Raw genomic sequence first — 17,083 nt, 5'->3', positions numbered from 1 at the left:
CCCCTGAGCCATCGGGAGTGTCGCTGACGGATGCCGGTGTCTTCCCGCTTAGGCTCGTCAGGCCATGATCCGGTTCGAAAAGGTTTCCAAGCGCTACCGAGGCACCAGCAAACCCGCCCTCAGCGACGTCGAGTTCGATGTCCAGCGCGGTGAGTTCGTGTTCCTCGTCGGCGCCTCCGGCTCGGGGAAGTCCTCGTGCCTGCGTCTCATCCTCCGCGAGGACACCGCCTCCGACGGCCGCGTCGTCGTGCTCGGACGCGACGTGCGGGGGCTCAGCACCCGCAAGGTTCCGTACTTCCGCCGCCACATCGGGTCGGTGTTCCAGGACTTCCGTCTCCTCCCCAACAAGACCGTCTTCCAGAACGTCGCGTTCTCGTTGCAGGTGATCGGCTCCAGCCGCGCCTTCATCCAGCAGTCGGTTCCCGAGGCCCTCGCGCTCGTCGGCCTCGCGGGCAAGGAGAAGCGCCTGCCGCACGAGCTGTCCGGCGGTGAGCAGCAGCGCGTCGCGATCGCGCGGGCCATCGTCAACCGGCCGCAGATCCTCCTCGCCGACGAGCCGACCGGAAACCTCGATCCCGGCACGTCGATCGACATCATGCAGTTGCTCGCGCGCATCAACGCCGGTGGCACGACGGTGGTCATGGCCACGCACGAGGCGGGCTTCGTCGACCAGATGCAGCGCCGCGTCATCGAACTGCGCGGCGGCGTCGTCGTCCGCGATGAGCGACACGGCGGGTACGGCGACACCTCGGGTCTCCCGGTCCTGACGCCCGAGACGGTCAAGGGTGCCGCGGCCACCGCTGCGCTGACCGCGGTCCTCGAGCTGCAGAAGCAGATCGCCTCATCGGGTGACACCGGCGATGTCGAGCCGCTGCCGGAGCCCGTGGAGCTGCCCGCACCGCAGCAGGACGCCGTGCTCCCCGCCGTTCCGGTCGTGCAGGACCCGCCGGCGTCGCCCGAGCGCGGAGACGAGACCCGGACGGATGCCTCGGCCACCCCGGCGGACGCCGAGCCCGACACCGGAACCCGCGGCATCCCGATCACGCCTGCGGACATCGACCTGGCGGACATCGACGGCCTCGGTGCCGCCGACCGGCTGGGTCTGGGCCGCCGCGACGACGATGAAGTGGGGCCGACCGCATGAGAGCCCGTCTCGTCCTCGGCGAAGCGCTCACCGGCCTTCGCCGCAACGCCTCGATGGTGATCTCTGTCATCCTCGTCACCTTCGTCTCGCTCACCTTCGTCGGCGCCGCGATGCTCATGCAGATGCAGATCGCGAAGATGCAGGGCTACTGGGCCGAACGCGCACAGGTCGCGGTTTTCATGTGCCGCGACGGTTCGACGCAGACGACCTGCAGCGACGGCGAGGCCACGGAGGACCAGCTGAAGGAGGTCGCCGACAAGTTGGACAGCCCCGCTCTGAAAGACATCGTCCGCAGCGTCCGCTTCGAGACACGCGACGAGGCCTACCAGAACGTCCTCGACCTGATGGGTCAGGACTACAAGGACTTCATCACCCCCGCTCAGCTCAACGAGACCTACTGGGTGAACCTGACCGACCCCACGCAGACGGACGTCATCGACGAGGCGTTCAGCGGCATGAGCGGCGTGGAGGAGGTGAAGGACCAGATGGAATACCTGCAGCCCCTGTTCTCCGCGCTGACGATCGCCACGTACATCGCGGTGGCGATCGCAGGCCTCATGCTCGTGGCGGCCGTCCTCCTCATCGCCACCACGATCCGCCTGTCCGCCTACGCCCGACGTAAGGAGCTCGGCATCATGCGGCTCGTGGGGGCATCCAACCGGTTCATCCAGACCCCCTTCGTCCTCGAGGGCGTGTTCGCGGCGTTCATCGGATCGGCGCTGGCGAGCGTCGCGATCTGGTTGGGTGTGCAGTACGGGGTGCGTGGGTACCTGGTCGATGAGATCGACTTCGTGACCACCTGGATCGACGGACGCGATGCTCTCTTGGTGATCCCCGTCATCGTCGGGCTGGGACTCGTCCTCGCCGCTTTGTCGGCGAGCTTCGCGATCCGCAGATGGCTGCGCACCTGAACCGGCGCCTCCGCTAGACTGGCAGGCCGGCCGCGCGCGGAGTGCGGCCGCGTCGAGGAGTCATCATGCCCAGGGAACGCGGAGAGCAGGTCATCGCGACCAACCGTCGCGCGCGCCACGAGTACGCCATCGAGAAGACGTACGAGGCGGGCCTCGTGCTCACCGGAACCGAAGTCAAGTCGCTCCGGCAGGGGCGCGCGAACCTCAGCGACGGCTACGCGTTCATCGACGGTGGACAGGCCTGGCTCGACGCCGTGCACATCCCGGAATACTCGCAGGGTCATTGGACGAACCACTCGACCAAGCGCACCCGCAAGCTGCTCCTGCACAAGGACGAGATCATCAAGCTCTCGCATGCGATCTCGGCAGGCGGCTACACCCTGGTCCCCCTCAAGCTCTACTTCTCCGACGGGCGCGCGAAGGTCGAGATCGCCGTGGCGAAGGGCAAGCGGGAGTTCGAGAAGCGCCAGACCATCCGCGAGCGCGAGGACAAGCGCGAAGCCGAGCGCGCGATGCGCGGCCGCAACCGTCTCGGGGAGTGACCTCACGGCCGCCGGAGGCGTTGCCGAGGTTCCGGTGGCGGGGGAACGGCTTTCGCCGCGATGATCGCACCGCGCGGGATGCGCACGGTTCCGCGGACGCCGTCGACCACGACGAGGTCCGCCTCGACGCTGACGAGCGGACCCAGAGCATCGGTGGCGCGTCCATCCGGCAGCACGTAGCGCACCACGACGCGGGCTCCGGGTTCGGGAAGAGAGATCACCAGCGGCTCGGGGCGTAGTCCTTGAGGAAGACGCCGAAGACATCGTCACCGGCCTCACCCCGGACGATCGGGTCGTACACGCGCGCGGCCCCGTCGACGAGGTCGAGCGGAGCGTGGAAGCCCTCTTCGGCGAGGCGGATCTTCGTGGGGTGGGGGCGCTCGTCGGTGATCCACCCGGTGTCGACGCTCGTCATCAGGATGCCGTCTGATTCGAACATCTCGCGTGCGCTCGTGCGGGTGAGCATGTTGACCGCTGCCTTGGCCATGTTGGTGTGCGGGTGCCCTGGCCCCTTGTAGCCACGTTCGAAGACGCCCTCCATCGCGCTGACGTTGACGATGTAGGTGCGTCGCGCCGGGCTCGCGGCGAGGGAAGGCCGCAGCTTCGACACGAGCAGGAACGGAGCGGTCGTGTTCGCGAGCTGGACCTCGAGCATCTCGAGCGGGTCGACCTGCTCGACGCGCTGCACCCAGGAGTTGGAGTGGTCGAGGTCGGGGATCAGTCCGCCCGCATCGATCGCGGTCCCGTCCGCGAGGCGGTCGAGCGAGGTGGATCCGGCGGTCATCGCCTCGCGGGTGAGGATGTCCGCACGGTCGGCTGCGGCAGCCAGGATCGGATGGGCGCTCACGGAGCGCTCGAGGGCTTCGGGATGCCGGTCGTTCGTGTGCCCGAAGGTGACCAGTTCGGGGAGCGGACCGTCGGGCAGCGGTGCGAGCTCGGCGTCGATGAGCGGCTGGTAGGCGCCGGGGGAGCGCCTCACGGTCTGCGTGGCGTTGTTGACGATGATGTCGAGCGGGCCGTCCGCGGCGACGTCGTCGGCGAGAGCGATGACCTGTGCGGGGTCGCGGAGGTCGATACCGACGATCTTGAGGCGATCGATCCAGTCCGCCGAGTCGGGCAGGGCGCGGAAGCGTCGCACCGCGTCCCGGGGGAACCGGGTGGTGATGGTCGTGTGCGCGCCGTCTCGCAGCAGGCGAAGTGCGATGTACATGCCGATCTTCGCCCTACCGCCGGTGAGGAGGGCGCGGCGGCCCGTCAGATCGGTGCGTGCCTCGCGCTTGGCGTGGCTGAGGGCCGCGCAGTCGGGGCAGAGCTGGTGGTAGAAGGCGTCGACGATCGTGTAAGGCTGCTTGCATATGTAGCACCCGCGCGCCTTCTTCAGCACACCGGCGATGGGCGCGGCGGTTCGCGCCGCGATGGGGATGCCTCGTGTCTCGTCGTCGATGCGGTCGGGTGCGCCGGTTGCCGTCGCATGGACGACATCGCGGTCGGCGTCGGCGATCGTCTGGCGGATCTCACGCCGCCGCTCCTTCTTCGCCGCCTTGAACATGGCGGCGGTCGCCTGTCGGACCGTGATGAAGTCCGGATGCGTCTGGGGGAGCGACGACAGCGTCGCGAGGACGCGGAGCGTCGTTGCGAGGTCGTCGGGATCGATCCCGGGTTCATCGGGCAGGGCGTCGGGGAGCACATGAGATTGTACGTCGACCCGCCTGTTAGCGTTTTCGCGTGATGCTCCCCGACGCCGGCTCCGCTCCGTCCATCCGCGTCTCGGCGGCCGTGATCCGCGACGACGCCGGCAGGTTGCTGCTCGTGCGCAAGACCGGCACGAGCGCCTTCATGCAGCCCGGCGGCAAGCCGGAGCCGGGGGAGACGCCGGCCGAGACGCTCGTCCGTGAACTGGGCGAGGAGCTCGGCGTTGCGGTCGGGCTCGAGGATCTCCGAGGGCTGGGCGTCTTCCGCGCGGATGCCGCGAACGAGCCGGGCCATGCGGTTGTCGCGGACGTGTTCGAAGTGTCTCTCGGGGGCCAGGTACCGGTCGCTGCCGCGGAGATCGCGGAGCTTCGATGGGCGTCGCGCGGCGATGCCGGCGGGATCGAGATCGCGCCTCTCGCCGCCGAGTACTTTCTCGCCGAGTGATCCCGACGAGAGCGGTGGCGACACGAGCGGTGGTAGTCTGGGACGCTCGGACGCTCCGGCATCCGAGAAATGACAACTCCACAGCGTGACAACGGTCCATACGCCGTCAGGCGTCTCGGGGATGATCGGTTTCGACATCGCCTGTGACTCTGCGGGAAGCGGGCCGAGGATGCAGGGTTATCTCGTAAACGATCTCTGCGAACCAATAACTGCCAATAAGAAGCAGTCCGACTTCGCCCTCGCTGCGTAAGCAGCCAGCTCGAGTCCGTCAGTCCGTGAGTGATCCCCTCATGGTCCCTGGCGTCATCTAAGGGATCTCGCTGCGTGGCGTCGCCTGAGCGTCACGCGGGACTTTTTCAGGCTGGGCTCGTCGACTTATGTGTCTGTACAAAAGGTCGGAGCCGAGCAGAACGCCTCTTACAGACTGCGCCCGGAGAAGACGCCGTCTCTCAGCGATGGACGGGGGTTCGATTCCCCCCATCTCCACGAACCGTTGTCACGGAGTGAAGCCCCCGGTCCGTTCGCGGACGCGGGGGCTTCGTCTTTGCCTCAGCCCAGGTCGATCAGGTCGAGGCCTTGTCTCGTGTCGGAGACCTCCACCCACCCGTTGCGGAACAGATAGGTCATTCCGTACCCCTGGTCGTCCAGGCGCAGGGCAGACGACGGATCCTCGGTGATCATGATGCCGCGGGGGTCGTCCTTGCGGAGCCATCCCTCCGCTTCCAGAGCGGCCTCCGCCGCAGACGCGTCGGCCTCGCTGATCGGCGACCACCCGAAGAGGATGAGGTCGTCGTTCGTGGGGGAGCTGAAGTCCCCCCAGGTGCACGCGATCCCCTTCGGCAGTTCGAGGTCGAGGATGACGAACGGATCCTCCCGTACCGTCCACCCCGTCGAACCGAACGTCTCGACGGTGTCGGGAGAGAGCATGTTCTCGCAGGTGACGTCGTCCGGATCGATCTGCGCCGGCGCAGGTACCGCCGTCGACGACGCCTGCGGCGTGCCGTCGGAAGGAGCGGCGCCGGGGGTGCCCCCGGGGACGCAGGCGCTGAGCAGGACGACCGAGCCGACCGCGACGAGGGCGGCGATCCCGGCCGCCCGCAGACGTGCGGAGAGGAGCGTCACGTTCGCAGCATCTCCAGGAAGGCGTCGTGCAGGATGCCGTTGGTCGCCAGCGACGACCGGGCGTCGAGTCGCTCCTCGCCGTCGATGTCGGTGAAGCGGCCGCCGGCCTCGATGATGATGGGGACGTGAGCCGCGATGTCGTACTCGCGGACGTCGAACTCCGCAACGAACTCGAGGCGCCCCTCGGCGAGGAGCATGTACGGCCAGGCGTCGCCGTACCCGCGGTCCCGCCACGCGGCGCGTGTAAGGCGCAGAAGCGCGTCTGTGCGACCCGCGGCATCCCACTGACCGATGCTCTGGAAACTGATGCTCGCATCGCCGAGCGAGGTGACGTCCGAGGTCCGGATCGGGCGGGTCGCGCCGTCGGCGGTGCGCGTCCACGCACCGGACCCCGTGGCGCCCCACCAGCGGCGGGAGATGGCGGGCTGGCTGACGACTCCGACGCGCGGGACGCCGTCGATGACGAGGGCGATGAGGGTCGCCCACATGGGGATGCCCTTGAGATAGTTCGCGGTGCCGTCGATCGGATCGATGATCCACTGGCGGCGGGTGTCGCCGCTCGTGCCGTACTCCTCGCCGAAGATGCCGTCGCCGGGGCGCTCCGCGGCCAGGAGGTCGCGGATGGCGCGCTCCGTGGCGAGGTCAGCCTCGGTGACGTGTGTGTCGTCCGCTTTCGTCCTGATCTCGAGGTCGGGTGCGTCGAAGCGTTCCATCGAGACGCGATCCGCGGCATCCGCGAGGCGGAGGGCGAGCGCGAGGTCGTCACTGAGGTCGTCGCCGAAGGGGGCTGTCCAGTCCGTCGAAGAGGGAGAGGGCGTCACGGTGACCAGGATACGGCGTGCACCTGAGTGCGCCGACGCGCGCAGGGTGCCTCGATTGGCGCGGGACGCGATCGTGATGCTAGTGTTGACCCTCGGTTCGAGTTCTTCGAATCACGCACCTCTAGCTCAATCGGCAGAGCAACTGACTCTTAATCAGTGGGTTCTGGGTTCGAGTCCCAGGGGGTGCACGGACGGCCCCGATCACTCTCGCCAGTGATCGGGGCCTTCTGCTTTTCCCGCACCTTCCTCCGATGCCGGAGTCGCCGTCAGAGCCAGTGTTTGCGCTTGAACACGACGTAGAGGGCGATGGAACTGGCGACCATCAGGCCGAGCGCCATCGGGTAGCCGTAGGTCCAGCGGAGCTCGGGCATGTTCTCGAAGTTCATGCCGTAGATCGTTCCCACCAGGGACGGGCCGAACAGGATCGCCGCCCACCCGGAGATCTTCTTCACCTGATCGTTCTGTTCCAGTGACGTGTCGGTCTGACGCTGGGTGACGAGGGTGGAGTGCACCGTCAACGCGTTCTCGAGGATGGAGCGGAACGCCACGATCCGCTCGTTGAGGCGGATGACGTGATCGAGGACGTCCCGCAGGGAACGCTGGAGTTCGATGTCGACCCCGTACTTGTCCGACCCCTGCAGCAACCGCTGAAGCATGTCGTCGAGCGGGAGCGTCGACTTGTGGAGCGCGATCACCTCGCGGGCCAAGCCGTAGATGCGCTGCGAGAGGCCGGCATCCGATCCGCCGAAGAGCACCTCCTCGATCTCGTCGATGTCGTTCTCCACGCCGGCGGTGACCGGCGCGTACTCGTCGACGACCTGATCGAGGATGGCGTAGAGGATCGCTTCCGGTCCCATACGCAGGAGCTCCGGCTGCTGCTCCATCCGGGCGCGTACCTGAGCGAGATCGGGCGAGTCCGCGTGCCGCACCGTCACAACGAAATCTGGGCCCACGAAAACATGCAGCTCACCGAACGCCACCGACTCCGTCTGGTCGTCGTAGCGTGCCGGCCGGAGCACCGCGAACAGGACGTCGCCGTACCGTTCGAGTTTGGCGCGCTGATGACCGGTCAGGGCGTCTTCGACGGCGAGCGGGTGCAGCGAGAACTCCGCGGCGACAGCGGCGACCTCGTCCTCGGTCGGGCGGTACAGCCCGATCCAGGCCATCCCGTGATGATTCCGCATGTACTCGAAGGTCTCGCTGAGATTCGAGGGGTCTTGGATGCGATGGCCGTCCACGTATACGGCGTTGTCGACGATGGGCATGGGACGATTCTCCGTCCTGCGAGGGAGTGGATGCCGCCGCCGCGCTCGCGTGCCTCAGCCCAGATGTGGGCGCAGGTCCCGCTCGACGGCATCCAGGGTGTCCGGAGTCACCCGCCATCGTGAGGCATCGGAGTCTTCGAACGTGATCTCATAAGCCCCCGCGACGCGGTCAGGCGTGACCGTACGTTCCCCTTAGACGCCCTCCGCCGACGGTGAGCACCATCGCGAAGGACGTCCACTCGTCCGGAGCACCCATCAGGTGGCCTGCGACGGCGCCGATGAGGTCGCCGGTCGTGTCAGGCGTCGTCGCGTCACGACGAGAGTTTGCGCAACGCGGAACCCTTGTGCGCTGCCTTCGCTCCGGTCTTCTCGGATTCCACGATGAAGGCGGGCTCGTCCGATGAGGCGGTGAAGTCCTGGCCATCGAAGGTGAAGTCGCTTGTCTTCCGCTCGGTGACGGTGCCCTGCGTCCGTCCCTGCGACGTGTTCCAGCTGACGCGATCGCCCTTCTTCAGATCTGCCATGTCTCTTCCTCCTTGTTCACCGCGGCGAGCGCGGACCGGTCGATGGGGACGCGAGTGAGCACGATGCCCGTCAGAAGCGAGCCGAGCCCGCCGACGGCCATATCGCCGATCGTGTCCTGGTACGTGACGAAGATGTCGGGAGCCAGGTAGGTCTTGCCGAGCCATTCGACCATTTCCCACAGGGCGCTGATGGCGAGTCCGATCGTGGGGACGAGGACGACGGTGCCCCGGCGTGGAAGCGTCGGGGGCACGACGTCGAGGCGCTGCAGGAGCAGAAGCGTCATGGCCGCAATCAGGCCGGTGGCGGCGAAGTGCACGACGAGGTCCCACCAGGCGATCGATCGGTACAGATCGAGGACGTTGCTCCAGGCAGCGACGGTGACCGTGGCTCCGTAGAGGAGATCGAAGCCCGGCCTGGCAGCGATCGCTCGAGGGATCAGAAGCGCGGGCAGGGCGAGCGCCAGGATGCCAGCATCCGTCGGAGTCCACCAGATGGCGGCGGCCAGCACGCTCACGAGACCCAGGAGGCGGACGCCGTCGGCCATCCATTCCGTCGCGGTGCGGGGACGGCGGAGGGCCTCGTGTCTCATCTGGGCACCTCGATCGCCGTGTGGATCGCCAGGTGATCCGACGGCGCGATGCCGTCCTCTCGCCGAGCATCGATGCCGATGCGGTCCACCGCGATGTCGGGAGTCGTCAGGATCACGTCGATCCGTGCACCGCCGCGGACCGGGTCGCGGTATCCCGTATAGGTGCCGAGCTCGGGCGTCACGCGCTCGTCCGCCGTGGCCCAGGCATCCGTCAGGAGATCGCCTTTCAGAAGCGCACGCTGAGTCGCCGAGTCCGGTCCGGCGTTCAGGTCACCCGTCACGACGGCCGGGATGCCGAGGCCCCGGACCTCGTCTCGGACAGCCTCGGCCGCACGCAGGCGGGAACGAGCGGAGAACGGATCCAGGTGGGTATTGATCACTGCGAACCGTGCGCCCGTGGTCCGATGCCGGAAGACCCCGACGACCACGATCCGGGGGACGAGGTTGCCCCACGAGCGGGATCCCGGGAGCTCCGGAGTGTCGGAGAGAGCGAGCTGTCGTGCCGCGACGAGCTCGAGTCGCGCTGTGTCGAAGAAGATGGGACAGCCTTCGCCGCGTCCTCCGCGTCCGCGCCCCACGCCGATCCGCGTGTACGACGTTCCCAACGACCGCAGGATGTCGCGCGCAGGTGAGGGCAGGACCTCCTGCGTGGCGAGAACCGCCGGGGCCTCGCGGGCCAGCATCCGCATCATCGCCGGCCGGCGACGGTCCCAGCTGTCAGCGGGAAGGGAGAGGAAGCGGGGGAGGGGACGGCGCACGTTGAACGTCGCGAGGTGGATGAGGGCCCCATCGACATCGCCGAGGAGAGAAGTCATGTCTGCCGCTCCCTGAGCGCGCGATGCCGCCGTGCGCGGCGCAGGACCGAGCGGGCCACTCGGATCGGCGCGAAGTCCGCGGGCCAGTGCGACACGACCGTACGGATGCCGCGGACGATCCGGCGCCGGAATGCCGACGCGGAGGCGAACGGCCGCATCGAGATACCCATTCCTGCCTCGGGGACGAAGCGGATCCGGTGATGTTCGCCCAGGTGGAATGCGAGGTCGAGGTCGTCGTGGAGTTCCGGATCGCCGCGGTGCACCGCGGCACTGACCTGCCTCCACGCGCTGCGACGCATCGCCAGGTTCGACCCGAAAAGAGGGAGGTGGCCGAGGGTGGGGGTGAGGACCAGTCCGTAACTGCCGAGGTACGCCGCGGCCAGGGGCCGTCGAAGAGTGCGGGGGCCGTCGATGAACCGAGCGCCACCGGCGAAGACGTCGACGTCGAGTCGTCGATGGGCGACTGTGCTCATGGTCTCGATCCATGACGCGGCCGGCACGCAGTCCGCGTCGAGCCGGAGGATCAGCTCACCCCTCGCAGCGTCGTAACCGGTCGCTGCGGCGGCGGGGATCCCTGGCTGGGCGCACGCGACGACTCGGGCGCCGCCCTCACGCGCGACGCGGGCGGAATCGTCGTCCGAGCCGTTGTCGACGACGACGATCTCGTCGGCCGCACGTGTCTGCAGCGCGAGGGCCCGCAGACATCGCCGGAGTCCTTCGGCGTCGTCCTTCACGGGGATGACGACGCTGACGGATCCGGTGGCGTCCTGCGGGCCCTCGCCTGTCATGACTCAGCCGAGGTTCTCAGCGATCCAGTCCTTGGCGATGTCCGCGCTCGAGCGCTGCCCGTCGGTGGACTCGACGTTCATGGCCACGAGCTCTTCAGGGCTCATCGCCGCGCTCACCTTGTTGATGACGTCCGCGATCTCATCAGCCTTGTCGGCGTTGGCGATGGGGACCACGTTCGCTGCGAGGAAGAGCCCCTTCGGGTCCTGGAGCGTGACGAGGTCCTCGGTCTCGATACGCGGGTCCGCGCTGTACACGTTGGCCACCTGGATGTTGCCCGCGACGAGTTCGTCGACGGTCGTGTCGGCGGTCGCCTCGAACTTGGCATCGACGCCGTACACCTTCTGGAGGTCGGTGAAGTAGGGGCGCTGCTCCAGCTCGGGCGCGCCGCCGAACGTCAGATCCGTGAGGCTGGCCAGGTCTCCGATCTCCGTGAGGTTGTTCTCCTCCGCGAAGGCGGCGGTCACGTTGTACGAATCCTGGTCGGTCGCCGGCGAGTAATCGAGCGCCGTCAAGTTCTCCGGCAGCACTTTCTCCATGGCTGCGTAGACCTCGTCGGCCGATCCCGCCGTCGCGGACTTGTCGTAGTACTGCAGCAGGCTGCCCGTGTACTCGGGGAAGAGATCGATGGAGCCGTCCTCGATCGACGGCATGTACGCGTCGCGCTGTCCGATCGCGAACTTCCGTTCGACCGTGAAGCCGTCGCTCTCGAGCACCTGCGAGTAAATCTCGGCGATGATCTCGTTCGACGGGTACGACTGCGAGCCGACGACGATCGTCTTCGACTGGTCTCCTCCGCCCTCGTTGCCGTTCGAGCCGCTGCCCTCGAGGGAGTCGCTCGAGCCGCAGGCGGAGAGGGCGACGATGGCGACGGCAGCGAGGCCGACGGCTGGCAGGATGCGGGTGCGTGTGATGGACATGGATGCCTCCGGGTGGGGTGGTGGTCGGGATGTCTGGGTCAGGTGGTCGGAAGGGCCGTGCGCCGGGTGCGGCGACGCGCGGGGGAAGCGTGCTGGACGGCGACGCCGCGAGGCACGACGATGCGCTGGAAGAGGGCGAAGATCCCGTCCAGTGCGAGGGCGAGGATGACGACGACGATCGACGCCCCGAGGATCTGCGCGGCGTTGCGGGTCTGGATGCCCTGGATGAGGGCGAAGCCGAGACCGCCCAGGCCCACGTACGCCGCGATGGTGACCGTCGCCACGACTTGCAGGACCGCTGAACGGATGCCGCCGATGAGCAGGGGGAGGCCGAGGGGGACCTCGATCTTCCAGAGGATCTGCATCGGCGTCATCCCGACGGCGCGTCCCGCCTCCACGGTGGACCGGCTGATCGCTTCGACGCCGGCGTAGGCCCCGGCGAGGATCGACGGGATCGCGAGGAGGACGAAGGCCACCACGGCGGCCTGCTCCTTGAAGTTGACGCCGATGACGAGGTACAGCAGGACGACGAGCCCCAGCGAGGGGAGGGACCGCGCGGCTCCCGAGAGGAACACGGCGATCTCACGGCCCTTGCCGGTGTGGCCGATCGCCCACCCGGCGGGGATCGCGATGATCGCGGCGATAGCAACCGAGCCGAAGGTGAAACCGAGGTGCTGCAGGACCGCCTCCCAGAGGGGGAGGTAGCCGGTGGCCCGGTCGGGGGAGAAGATCCACGCGAAGGCCTCGAGGAAGATGTTCATGCCGTCACCTCCGCCGCGCGTGCACGCTCGCGGGGCACTCGTGTCCGACGGGTCCACGGCATGAGCGCACGCCCGGCGAGCACGAGGATGAGGTCGATCACGAGAGCGATGACCACGACGGCCAGGACACCCGCGAGCACTTCGGGGATGATCCGCCGCTGCGATCCGTTCGTGAAGAGGTACCCGAGGTTCTGCACCCCGATGAGTGCTCCGACCGTGGCGAGCGAGATCGTCGACACGGCGGTCACACGCAGACCGGCGAGCATGACCGGGCCGGCGAGCGGGAAGTCGACCGTCCAGAAGCGCCGGACGGGTCCGAACCCGACGGCCACCGCCGCGCTACGGACAGCGGCATCCACCGATGCGAGCCCGTCGGTCACGGAGCGCGTCATGATCGCGACCGCGTAGATCGTGAGGGCGACGACGAGGTTCGTCTCGGAGAGCAGACCGATGCCCGTCGTCGCGCTGATGAGGGCGAACAATCCGAACGAGGGGATCGTGTAGAGGATGCCGACCACGCCCAGCAGCGTGCCGCGGAGCCTCGTGAACCGGAACGCCGCCCAGCCGAGGGGGATGGCGATGACGAAGCCGAGGACGATGGAGATGGCGCTCTGGCGGAGATGGGCGAGAGTCAGCTGCCCGATCAGGTCGAGGTTCTCGGTGACCCAGTTCATTCGGGCGTCACCCTTCGGCACCCGGCGCGCCGGGGAGAAGGACGCCCTGCGTCCGGCCGGACCCGTCGACGAGCACCGTGCCCCGGTCGGTCTGCTTGGCGTGGAAGGCCCGTGCGCCGCGGTCGGCGCCGATGAAGCTCGCGACGAACTCGTCGGCGGGGGCCTCGATGATCTCCGACGGCGTCCCGCGCTGCGCGATGCGAGCGCCCTTCTGCAGGATGACGACCTGGTCGCCCAGCAGGAATGCTTCGTCGATGTCGTGGGTCACAAAGACGATCGTCTTGTCGAGCTCGCGCTGCAGCCGGATGACCTCTGCCTGCAGCTCCTTTCGCACGATGGGGTCGACTGCCCCGAAGGGCTCGTCCATGAGCAGAATGTTGGGGTCCGCGGCGAGTGCGCGTGCGACCCCGACGCGCTGCTGCTGACCGCCCGAGAGCTGCGCGGGGTAGCGGTCGGCGAACGCCGTGTCGAGGCCGACGACCTCCATCAGCTCCAACGCGCGACGCCGGGCGCTCGCGCGGGTCTGGCCCGTGAGCACCGGCACGGTCGCGATGTTGTCGGCCACGGTGTAGTGGGGGAGGAGACCGGCGTTCTGGAGCACGTAACCGATGCTGCGACGAAGCTGCACGGCATCGCGCGAGCGGATCGACTCGCCGTCGATCGTGATGTCGCCCGAGGTCGGTTCGATGAGCCGGTTGATCATCCGGAGTAAGGTCGTCTTGCCGCAGCCGGAGGATCCGACCAGCACCGTCGTCTTGCGAGCCGGCATCTCGAGGGAGACGTCGTCGACGGCGGGTGCTCCGTCGCCGAATCGCTTCGTGACGGATCGGAATTCGATCGCCATGGGGGTCCTTTCGGCCGGTGCTTCAGCAAACCACAGACCCCCGACATCCCGGCAGTCCCCGACGTCCATTGACGTCATCTGCCTGATATGGCAAGGGGCGGCCTCGGGAGGCGTCCGCTCGGTACGGTGTGGGGCATGACCACACGCGAGTACGACCTCATCGTCATCGGAGCCGGCCCTGTCGGCGAGAACGTCGCCGACAGGGCCGTGCGCGGCGGATTGTCGGCCGTGATCGTGGAGAGCGAACTCGTCGGTGGCGAGTGCTCGTACTGGGCGTGCATGCCGTCGAAAGCGCTCCTGCGGGCACCCGCCGCTCTGCGCGCTGCCCGGGATGTCGCGGGTGCGGCCGAAGCGGTGAGGGGCAGTGTCGACGTCGCGGCTGTCCTCGCACGGCGCGACCGCATGGTGCATGACTACCAGGACACGTCGCAGGTCGAGTGGCTTCAGAGTGCGGGGATCGATCTCGTCCGGGGCCACGGCCGCCTGTCAGCGGAGAAAGAGGTCACGGTCGAGGCTTCCGACGGGTCGACGACGGTGCTCCGAGCACGCCATGCGGTCGCCGTCTGCACGGGGTCGGCCGCGCTGCTGCCCGATATCCCCGGACTGCGCGATGCCGCGCCGTGGACGAGTCGCGAGGCGACCGGCGTCACCGACGTGCCGGCCTCCCTCGTCGTGCTCGGTGGCGGCGTCGTCGGGGTCGAGATGGCGACGGCGTTCGCCGCATTCGGATCCGAGGTCACGGTGATCGCCCGGTCGTCCCTCCTGGGCGGCCTCGAGGACTTCGCCGGAGAGGCCGTGGGCAAGGCTCTCACCGCTGCCGGCGCAACCGTCCGCACCGGCGTCGGGGTCACCGGGGTCGAGCGTGCCGAGGGCGGGGTGACCGTGTCGCTCGACGACGGGTCGACGGTGCGTGCCGAGGAGGTCCTCGTCGCCACGGGTCGGGTGCCCCGGACCGACGACGTCGGGCTCGACGTCGTGGGGCAGAAGGCCGGAGAGTGGATCGAGGTCGACGACACGCTCCGTGTCCCCGGAACCGACTGGCTCTACGCCGTCGGCGACGTCAATCACCGCGCGCTCCTCACTCACCAGGGCAAGTACCAGGCCCGGATTGCCGGAGACGTCATTGCGCGGCGCGCGGCTTCATCCGACGTCGACACCTCGGCCTGGGGCCCGCTCGCGGCGACGGCCGACCACAGCGCCGTGCCGCAGGTCGTGTTCACGGACCCCGAGGTCGCCGCCGTCGGGCACACCGAGGCATCCGCACGAGCCGCCGGCATCGCCGTCCAGGTCGTCGACTACGACCTGTCGTGGGTCGCCGGGGCCAGTACCCACTCGGACCGCTACGAAGGCATGTCGCGGGCCGTCATCGACACCGAGCGGCGTGTCCTCGTCGGAGCGACGTTCGTCGGACCCGACGTCGCCGAGCTTCTGCACGCCGCGACCATCGCGATCGTCGGCGAGGTCCCGCTCGAGCGGTTGTGGCACGCTGTCCCGGCGTATCCGACGATCAGCGAGGTCTGGCTCCGGTGGCTGGAGTCCGCCGGACTCTGACCCGCGTCACACCCGTCTCGCGGACTGGACGCGCGTCGTCAGCTGGTGCGCGTGGGCAAGCAGCAGCCTGCCCAGTTCCGGCAGCCGGTCCGCGCCGAACCGGAACTCGACCCCGGTGAGGCTGAGGGCCCACGCCGGTCGTCCCGCGTGATCGAAGACGGCCGCGCCCAGCCCCCAGGACCCCGGCACGATGAGTCCGGGATTGACGGCGTACCCGCGGTCGCGTGTCTCGGCGACTCGCCGTGTGAGGGATGCCGCATCGTGGGCCTCACCCCATCGTGCGACGAGTTCGGGATGTCGGACGAGGTAGGCATCCACGTCCTCCTGGGGCAGGAAAGACAGGACGGCGAGTCCGGCGGACGCCACGCCGAGGGGGAACCGGACGCCCTCGCTGAGAACGAAGGACCGGATCGGGAACGAGCCCTCCTCGCGCACCAGGCACACGGTCTCGTCGCCTCTCCGGACGGACAGGAACGCGCTCTCCTCCGTCTTGACTGCGAGGGAGCGGACGATGTCGCCCGCGAGATGGGTGACGTCGTAGCGAGGGGCGGCCGCGGCGCCCATGAGGAACAGCTCCGGGCCTGCGAGCCAGCGCGCACTCCGTTCGTCCTGGTCGACGAGCCCCTCCGCGCGGAGGGCGGACAGCAGGCGGTGGGTGGTGGTGCGTGTGAGGCCGGCGTCGGCGGCCAGCTCCCTCACACCCTTGCCCGTCGTCCCCGCCGCGCTGACGAGTCGCAGCAGGTGGGCTGCGCGCGCGATCACTTGCGCGCCGGGGACGGATGCCGCAGGTCGTTCCACAATGTGGACCCTAGGCGCCGGCTCGCCCACATGGCAATCATCCGTTCCCGTTCCGGTGCACCGGCGGGGGAGTCTGGACGGCGGACGACACGAAGGAGTGCGCAGTGATCGACAAGACGGTGGCAGGCGCGGCGGAGGCGGTCGCCGACATCTCGGACGGGGCGAGCATCGCCGTGGGTGGCTTCGGGCTCTCGGGCAATCCGATCGCCCTGATCGAGGCCCTGCTCGCGCAGGGGACCACGGGCCTCTCCATCGTCTCCAACAACTGCGGGGTGGACGACTGGGGGCTGGGGGTGCTCCTGCGCGCGCGCCGCATCCGGAAGATGACCTCGTCGTACGTCGGTGAGAACAAGGAGTTCGAGCGACAGTTCCTCTCGGGTGAACTCGAACTCGAGCTGACGCCTCAGGGGACCCTCGCCGAGAAGCTGCGTGCCGGCGGATCGGGCATCGCGGCGTTCTTCACGCAGACGGGTGTCGGGACGCAGGTCGCCGATGGCGGGTTGCCACGGCGCTACGACGGCCGGGGCGGGGTGGCGCTGGCATCCCCGGCCAAAGACGTCCGGACGTTCGCGGTCGATGGCGTCGAGAAGGAGTACGTGCTCGAAGAGGCGATCACGACCGACTTCGCTTTCGTGCACGCGCTCCGCGGCGATCGGCACGGGAACCTCGTCTTCGCGAAGTCGGCCCGCAACTTCAACCCGTTGGCCGCGATGGCGGGTCGCGTCTGCATCGCGCAGGTCGAGGAGCTGATCGAGTTGGGTGAGATCGATCCGGATGCCGTCCACCTGCCCGGCGTCTTCGTGCACCGTGTGGTGGAGGTCGGGACCGAGATCGAGAAGCGCATCGAGCGACGTACGGTCGCTGCGGAGGGGGAGTGAG

Annotated in this window: 20 protein-coding genes, 1 tRNA gene and 1 other RNA gene; 8 read left to right on the top strand and 14 right to left on the bottom strand. The window is 68.4% G+C overall.

The annotated features are described in order from the left end of the window. The first annotated feature begins 64 nt into the window (after nucleotides 1–64). The 3 genes from ftsE (at nucleotide 65) to smpB (ending at nucleotide 2,597) form a co-directional block, all read left to right on the top strand. Nucleotides 65–1,144, top strand: coding sequence for a cell division ATP-binding protein FtsE (gene ftsE, locus ABCU91_RS10420; RefSeq protein WP_413353616.1), 1,080 nt, complete (start codon nucleotides 65–67; stop codon nucleotides 1,142–1,144). Further along, entirely contained in the window at nucleotides 1,141–2,055 is a 915-nt protein-coding gene (ftsX, locus tag ABCU91_RS10415; RefSeq protein ID WP_413353615.1) for a permease-like cell division protein FtsX, read from the top strand. Before ftsE ends, ftsX begins: the two co-directional genes overlap by 4 nt. A 65-nt stretch (nucleotides 2,056–2,120) precedes the next feature. Continuing rightward, nucleotides 2,121–2,597, top strand: a complete 477-nt coding sequence (gene smpB / locus ABCU91_RS10410) for an SsrA-binding protein SmpB (protein ID WP_091354186.1) — start codon at nucleotides 2,121–2,123, stop codon at nucleotides 2,595–2,597. A 2-nt stretch (nucleotides 2,598–2,599) separates the two neighbouring features. Here smpB and ABCU91_RS10405 read toward each other — a convergent pair whose 3' ends face one another. After that, nucleotides 2,600–2,818 carry a hypothetical protein gene (locus tag ABCU91_RS10405; protein ID WP_413353614.1) on the bottom strand — a complete coding sequence of 73 codons (219 nt, stop codon included), beginning with the start codon at nucleotides 2,816–2,818 and terminating at the stop codon, nucleotides 2,600–2,602. Continuing rightward, a complete protein-coding gene (locus ABCU91_RS10400; protein ID WP_413353613.1) occupies nucleotides 2,815–4,284 on the bottom strand; it encodes an SDR family NAD(P)-dependent oxidoreductase in 1,470 nt (489 codons plus the stop codon). The genes ABCU91_RS10405 and ABCU91_RS10400 overlap by 4 nt, the downstream gene beginning before the upstream one ends. Nucleotides 4,285–4,325: 41 nt before the next feature. On the opposite strand from ABCU91_RS10400, the gene ABCU91_RS10395 reads away from it, so the two are divergent. Continuing rightward, nucleotides 4,326–4,733 carry an NUDIX hydrolase gene (locus ABCU91_RS10395; protein ID WP_413355397.1) on the top strand — a complete coding sequence of 136 codons (408 nt, stop codon included), beginning with the start codon at nucleotides 4,326–4,328 and terminating at the stop codon, nucleotides 4,731–4,733. A 117-nt stretch (nucleotides 4,734–4,850) separates the two neighbouring features. Beyond that, nucleotides 4,851–5,222, top strand: a transfer-messenger RNA (tmRNA) gene (gene ssrA, locus ABCU91_RS10390). A 60-nt stretch (nucleotides 5,223–5,282) separates the two neighbouring features. On the opposite strand, the gene ABCU91_RS10385 is transcribed toward ssrA, so the two are convergent. Continuing rightward, the gene (locus tag ABCU91_RS10385) at nucleotides 5,283–5,855 is read right to left on the bottom strand and encodes a hypothetical protein (protein ID WP_413353612.1); all 573 of its coding nucleotides are present in this window, start codon (nucleotides 5,853–5,855) and stop codon (nucleotides 5,283–5,285) included. Beyond that, nucleotides 5,852–6,676: an inositol monophosphatase family protein gene (locus tag ABCU91_RS10380; protein ID WP_413353611.1), complete on the bottom strand. Its 825-nt coding sequence runs from the start codon at nucleotides 6,674–6,676 to the stop codon at nucleotides 5,852–5,854. Before ABCU91_RS10380 ends, ABCU91_RS10385 begins: the two co-directional genes overlap by 4 nt. A 115-nt stretch (nucleotides 6,677–6,791) precedes the next feature. Here ABCU91_RS10380 and ABCU91_RS10375 point away from each other — a divergent pair. Further along, nucleotides 6,792–6,864 (top strand) — tRNA-Lys (locus ABCU91_RS10375). A 78-nt stretch (nucleotides 6,865–6,942) separates the two neighbouring features. On the opposite strand, the gene corA is transcribed toward ABCU91_RS10375, so the two are convergent. The 9 genes from corA to ABCU91_RS10330 all read right to left on the bottom strand — a co-directional run bounded on the left by corA (nucleotide 6,943) and on the right by ABCU91_RS10330 (nucleotide 13,855). Then, nucleotides 6,943–7,941: a magnesium/cobalt transporter CorA gene (gene corA / locus ABCU91_RS10370; protein WP_413353610.1), complete on the bottom strand. Its 999-nt coding sequence runs from the start codon at nucleotides 7,939–7,941 to the stop codon at nucleotides 6,943–6,945. 311 nt (nucleotides 7,942–8,252) lie between these two features. Then, nucleotides 8,253–8,465, bottom strand: coding sequence for a DUF2945 domain-containing protein (locus tag ABCU91_RS10365; RefSeq protein ID WP_091354169.1), 213 nt, complete (start codon nucleotides 8,463–8,465; stop codon nucleotides 8,253–8,255). Next, on the bottom strand, nucleotides 8,453–9,055 hold the full coding sequence (locus tag ABCU91_RS10360; RefSeq protein ID WP_413353609.1) for a DUF2238 domain-containing protein: 603 nt from the start codon (nucleotides 9,053–9,055) through the stop codon (nucleotides 8,453–8,455). Before ABCU91_RS10360 ends, ABCU91_RS10365 begins: the two co-directional genes overlap by 13 nt. Next, nucleotides 9,052–9,870 carry an endonuclease/exonuclease/phosphatase family protein gene (locus ABCU91_RS10355; protein WP_413353608.1) on the bottom strand — a complete coding sequence of 273 codons (819 nt, stop codon included), beginning with the start codon at nucleotides 9,868–9,870 and terminating at the stop codon, nucleotides 9,052–9,054. Before ABCU91_RS10355 ends, ABCU91_RS10360 begins: the two co-directional genes overlap by 4 nt. Then, nucleotides 9,867–10,658 (bottom strand): glycosyltransferase family 2 protein, encoded by a 792-nt coding sequence (locus ABCU91_RS10350; RefSeq protein ID WP_413353607.1) that lies wholly within the window; start codon nucleotides 10,656–10,658, stop codon nucleotides 9,867–9,869. Before ABCU91_RS10350 ends, ABCU91_RS10355 begins: the two co-directional genes overlap by 4 nt. 3 nt (nucleotides 10,659–10,661) lie before the next feature. Then, entirely contained in the window at nucleotides 10,662–11,576 is a 915-nt protein-coding gene (locus ABCU91_RS10345; protein WP_413353606.1) for an ABC transporter substrate-binding protein, read from the bottom strand. 38 nt (nucleotides 11,577–11,614) lie between these two features. Beyond that, nucleotides 11,615–12,337: an ABC transporter permease gene (locus tag ABCU91_RS10340; protein ID WP_413353605.1), complete on the bottom strand. Its 723-nt coding sequence runs from the start codon at nucleotides 12,335–12,337 to the stop codon at nucleotides 11,615–11,617. Next, nucleotides 12,334–13,011: an ABC transporter permease gene (locus ABCU91_RS10335; RefSeq protein WP_413353604.1), complete on the bottom strand. Its 678-nt coding sequence runs from the start codon at nucleotides 13,009–13,011 to the stop codon at nucleotides 12,334–12,336. The genes ABCU91_RS10340 and ABCU91_RS10335 overlap by 4 nt, the downstream gene beginning before the upstream one ends. A 7-nt stretch (nucleotides 13,012–13,018) precedes the next feature. Beyond that, nucleotides 13,019–13,855: an ABC transporter ATP-binding protein gene (locus ABCU91_RS10330; protein ID WP_406924105.1), complete on the bottom strand. Its 837-nt coding sequence runs from the start codon at nucleotides 13,853–13,855 to the stop codon at nucleotides 13,019–13,021. 135 nt (nucleotides 13,856–13,990) lie between these two features. Here ABCU91_RS10330 and ABCU91_RS10325 point away from each other — a divergent pair, with 135 nt between their 5' ends. Beyond that, nucleotides 13,991–15,406, top strand: a complete 1,416-nt coding sequence (locus tag ABCU91_RS10325; protein ID WP_413353603.1) for a dihydrolipoyl dehydrogenase family protein — start codon at nucleotides 13,991–13,993, stop codon at nucleotides 15,404–15,406. Between the two features lie 6 nt (nucleotides 15,407–15,412). On the opposite strand, the gene ABCU91_RS10320 is transcribed toward ABCU91_RS10325, so the two are convergent. Then, the gene (locus ABCU91_RS10320; protein WP_413353602.1) at nucleotides 15,413–16,204 is read right to left on the bottom strand and encodes an IclR family transcriptional regulator; all 792 of its coding nucleotides are present in this window, start codon (nucleotides 16,202–16,204) and stop codon (nucleotides 15,413–15,415) included. Nucleotides 16,205–16,308: 104 nt separating this feature from the next. Here ABCU91_RS10320 and ABCU91_RS10315 point away from each other — a divergent pair, with 104 nt between their 5' ends. Beyond that, nucleotides 16,309–17,082: a CoA transferase subunit A gene (locus tag ABCU91_RS10315; RefSeq protein WP_413353601.1), complete on the top strand. Its 774-nt coding sequence runs from the start codon at nucleotides 16,309–16,311 to the stop codon at nucleotides 17,080–17,082. The last annotated feature ends 1 nt before the right edge of the window (nucleotide 17,083 follow it).

This window comes from Microbacterium phoenicis, assembly GCF_047302325.1.
Classification (GTDB): Bacteria; Actinomycetota; Actinomycetes; order Actinomycetales; family Microbacteriaceae; genus Microbacterium.
This window is presented reverse-complemented; position numbering and strand designations above follow the sequence as displayed.

Coding starts and splice junctions, on each gene's coding strand:
- ftsE (WP_413353616.1), top strand. CDS start 65: ATGATCCGGTTCGAAAAGGTTTCCAAGCGCTACCGAGGCACCAGCAAA.
- ftsX (WP_413353615.1), top strand. CDS start 1,141: ATGAGAGCCCGTCTCGTCCTCGGCGAAGCGCTCACCGGCCTTCGCCGC.
- smpB (WP_091354186.1), top strand. CDS start 2,121: ATGCCCAGGGAACGCGGAGAGCAGGTCATCGCGACCAACCGTCGCGCG.
- ABCU91_RS10395 (WP_413355397.1), top strand. CDS start 4,326: ATGCTCCCCGACGCCGGCTCCGCTCCGTCCATCCGCGTCTCGGCGGCC.
- corA (WP_413353610.1), bottom strand. CDS start 7,941: ATGCCCATCGTCGACAACGCCGTATACGTGGACGGCCATCGCATCCAA.
- ABCU91_RS10365 (WP_091354169.1), bottom strand. CDS start 8,465: ATGGCAGATCTGAAGAAGGGCGATCGCGTCAGCTGGAACACGTCGCAG.
- ABCU91_RS10360 (WP_413353609.1), bottom strand. CDS start 9,055: ATGAGACACGAGGCCCTCCGCCGTCCCCGCACCGCGACGGAATGGATG.
- ABCU91_RS10355 (WP_413353608.1), bottom strand. CDS start 9,870: ATGACTTCTCTCCTCGGCGATGTCGATGGGGCCCTCATCCACCTCGCG.
- ABCU91_RS10350 (WP_413353607.1), bottom strand. CDS start 10,658: ATGACAGGCGAGGGCCCGCAGGACGCCACCGGATCCGTCAGCGTCGTC.
- ABCU91_RS10345 (WP_413353606.1), bottom strand. CDS start 11,576: ATGTCCATCACACGCACCCGCATCCTGCCAGCCGTCGGCCTCGCTGCC.
- ABCU91_RS10340 (WP_413353605.1), bottom strand. CDS start 12,337: ATGAACATCTTCCTCGAGGCCTTCGCGTGGATCTTCTCCCCCGACCGG.
- ABCU91_RS10335 (WP_413353604.1), bottom strand. CDS start 13,011: ATGAACTGGGTCACCGAGAACCTCGACCTGATCGGGCAGCTGACTCTC.
- ABCU91_RS10330 (WP_406924105.1), bottom strand. CDS start 13,855: ATGGCGATCGAATTCCGATCCGTCACGAAGCGATTCGGCGACGGAGCA.
- ABCU91_RS10325 (WP_413353603.1), top strand. CDS start 13,991: ATGACCACACGCGAGTACGACCTCATCGTCATCGGAGCCGGCCCTGTC.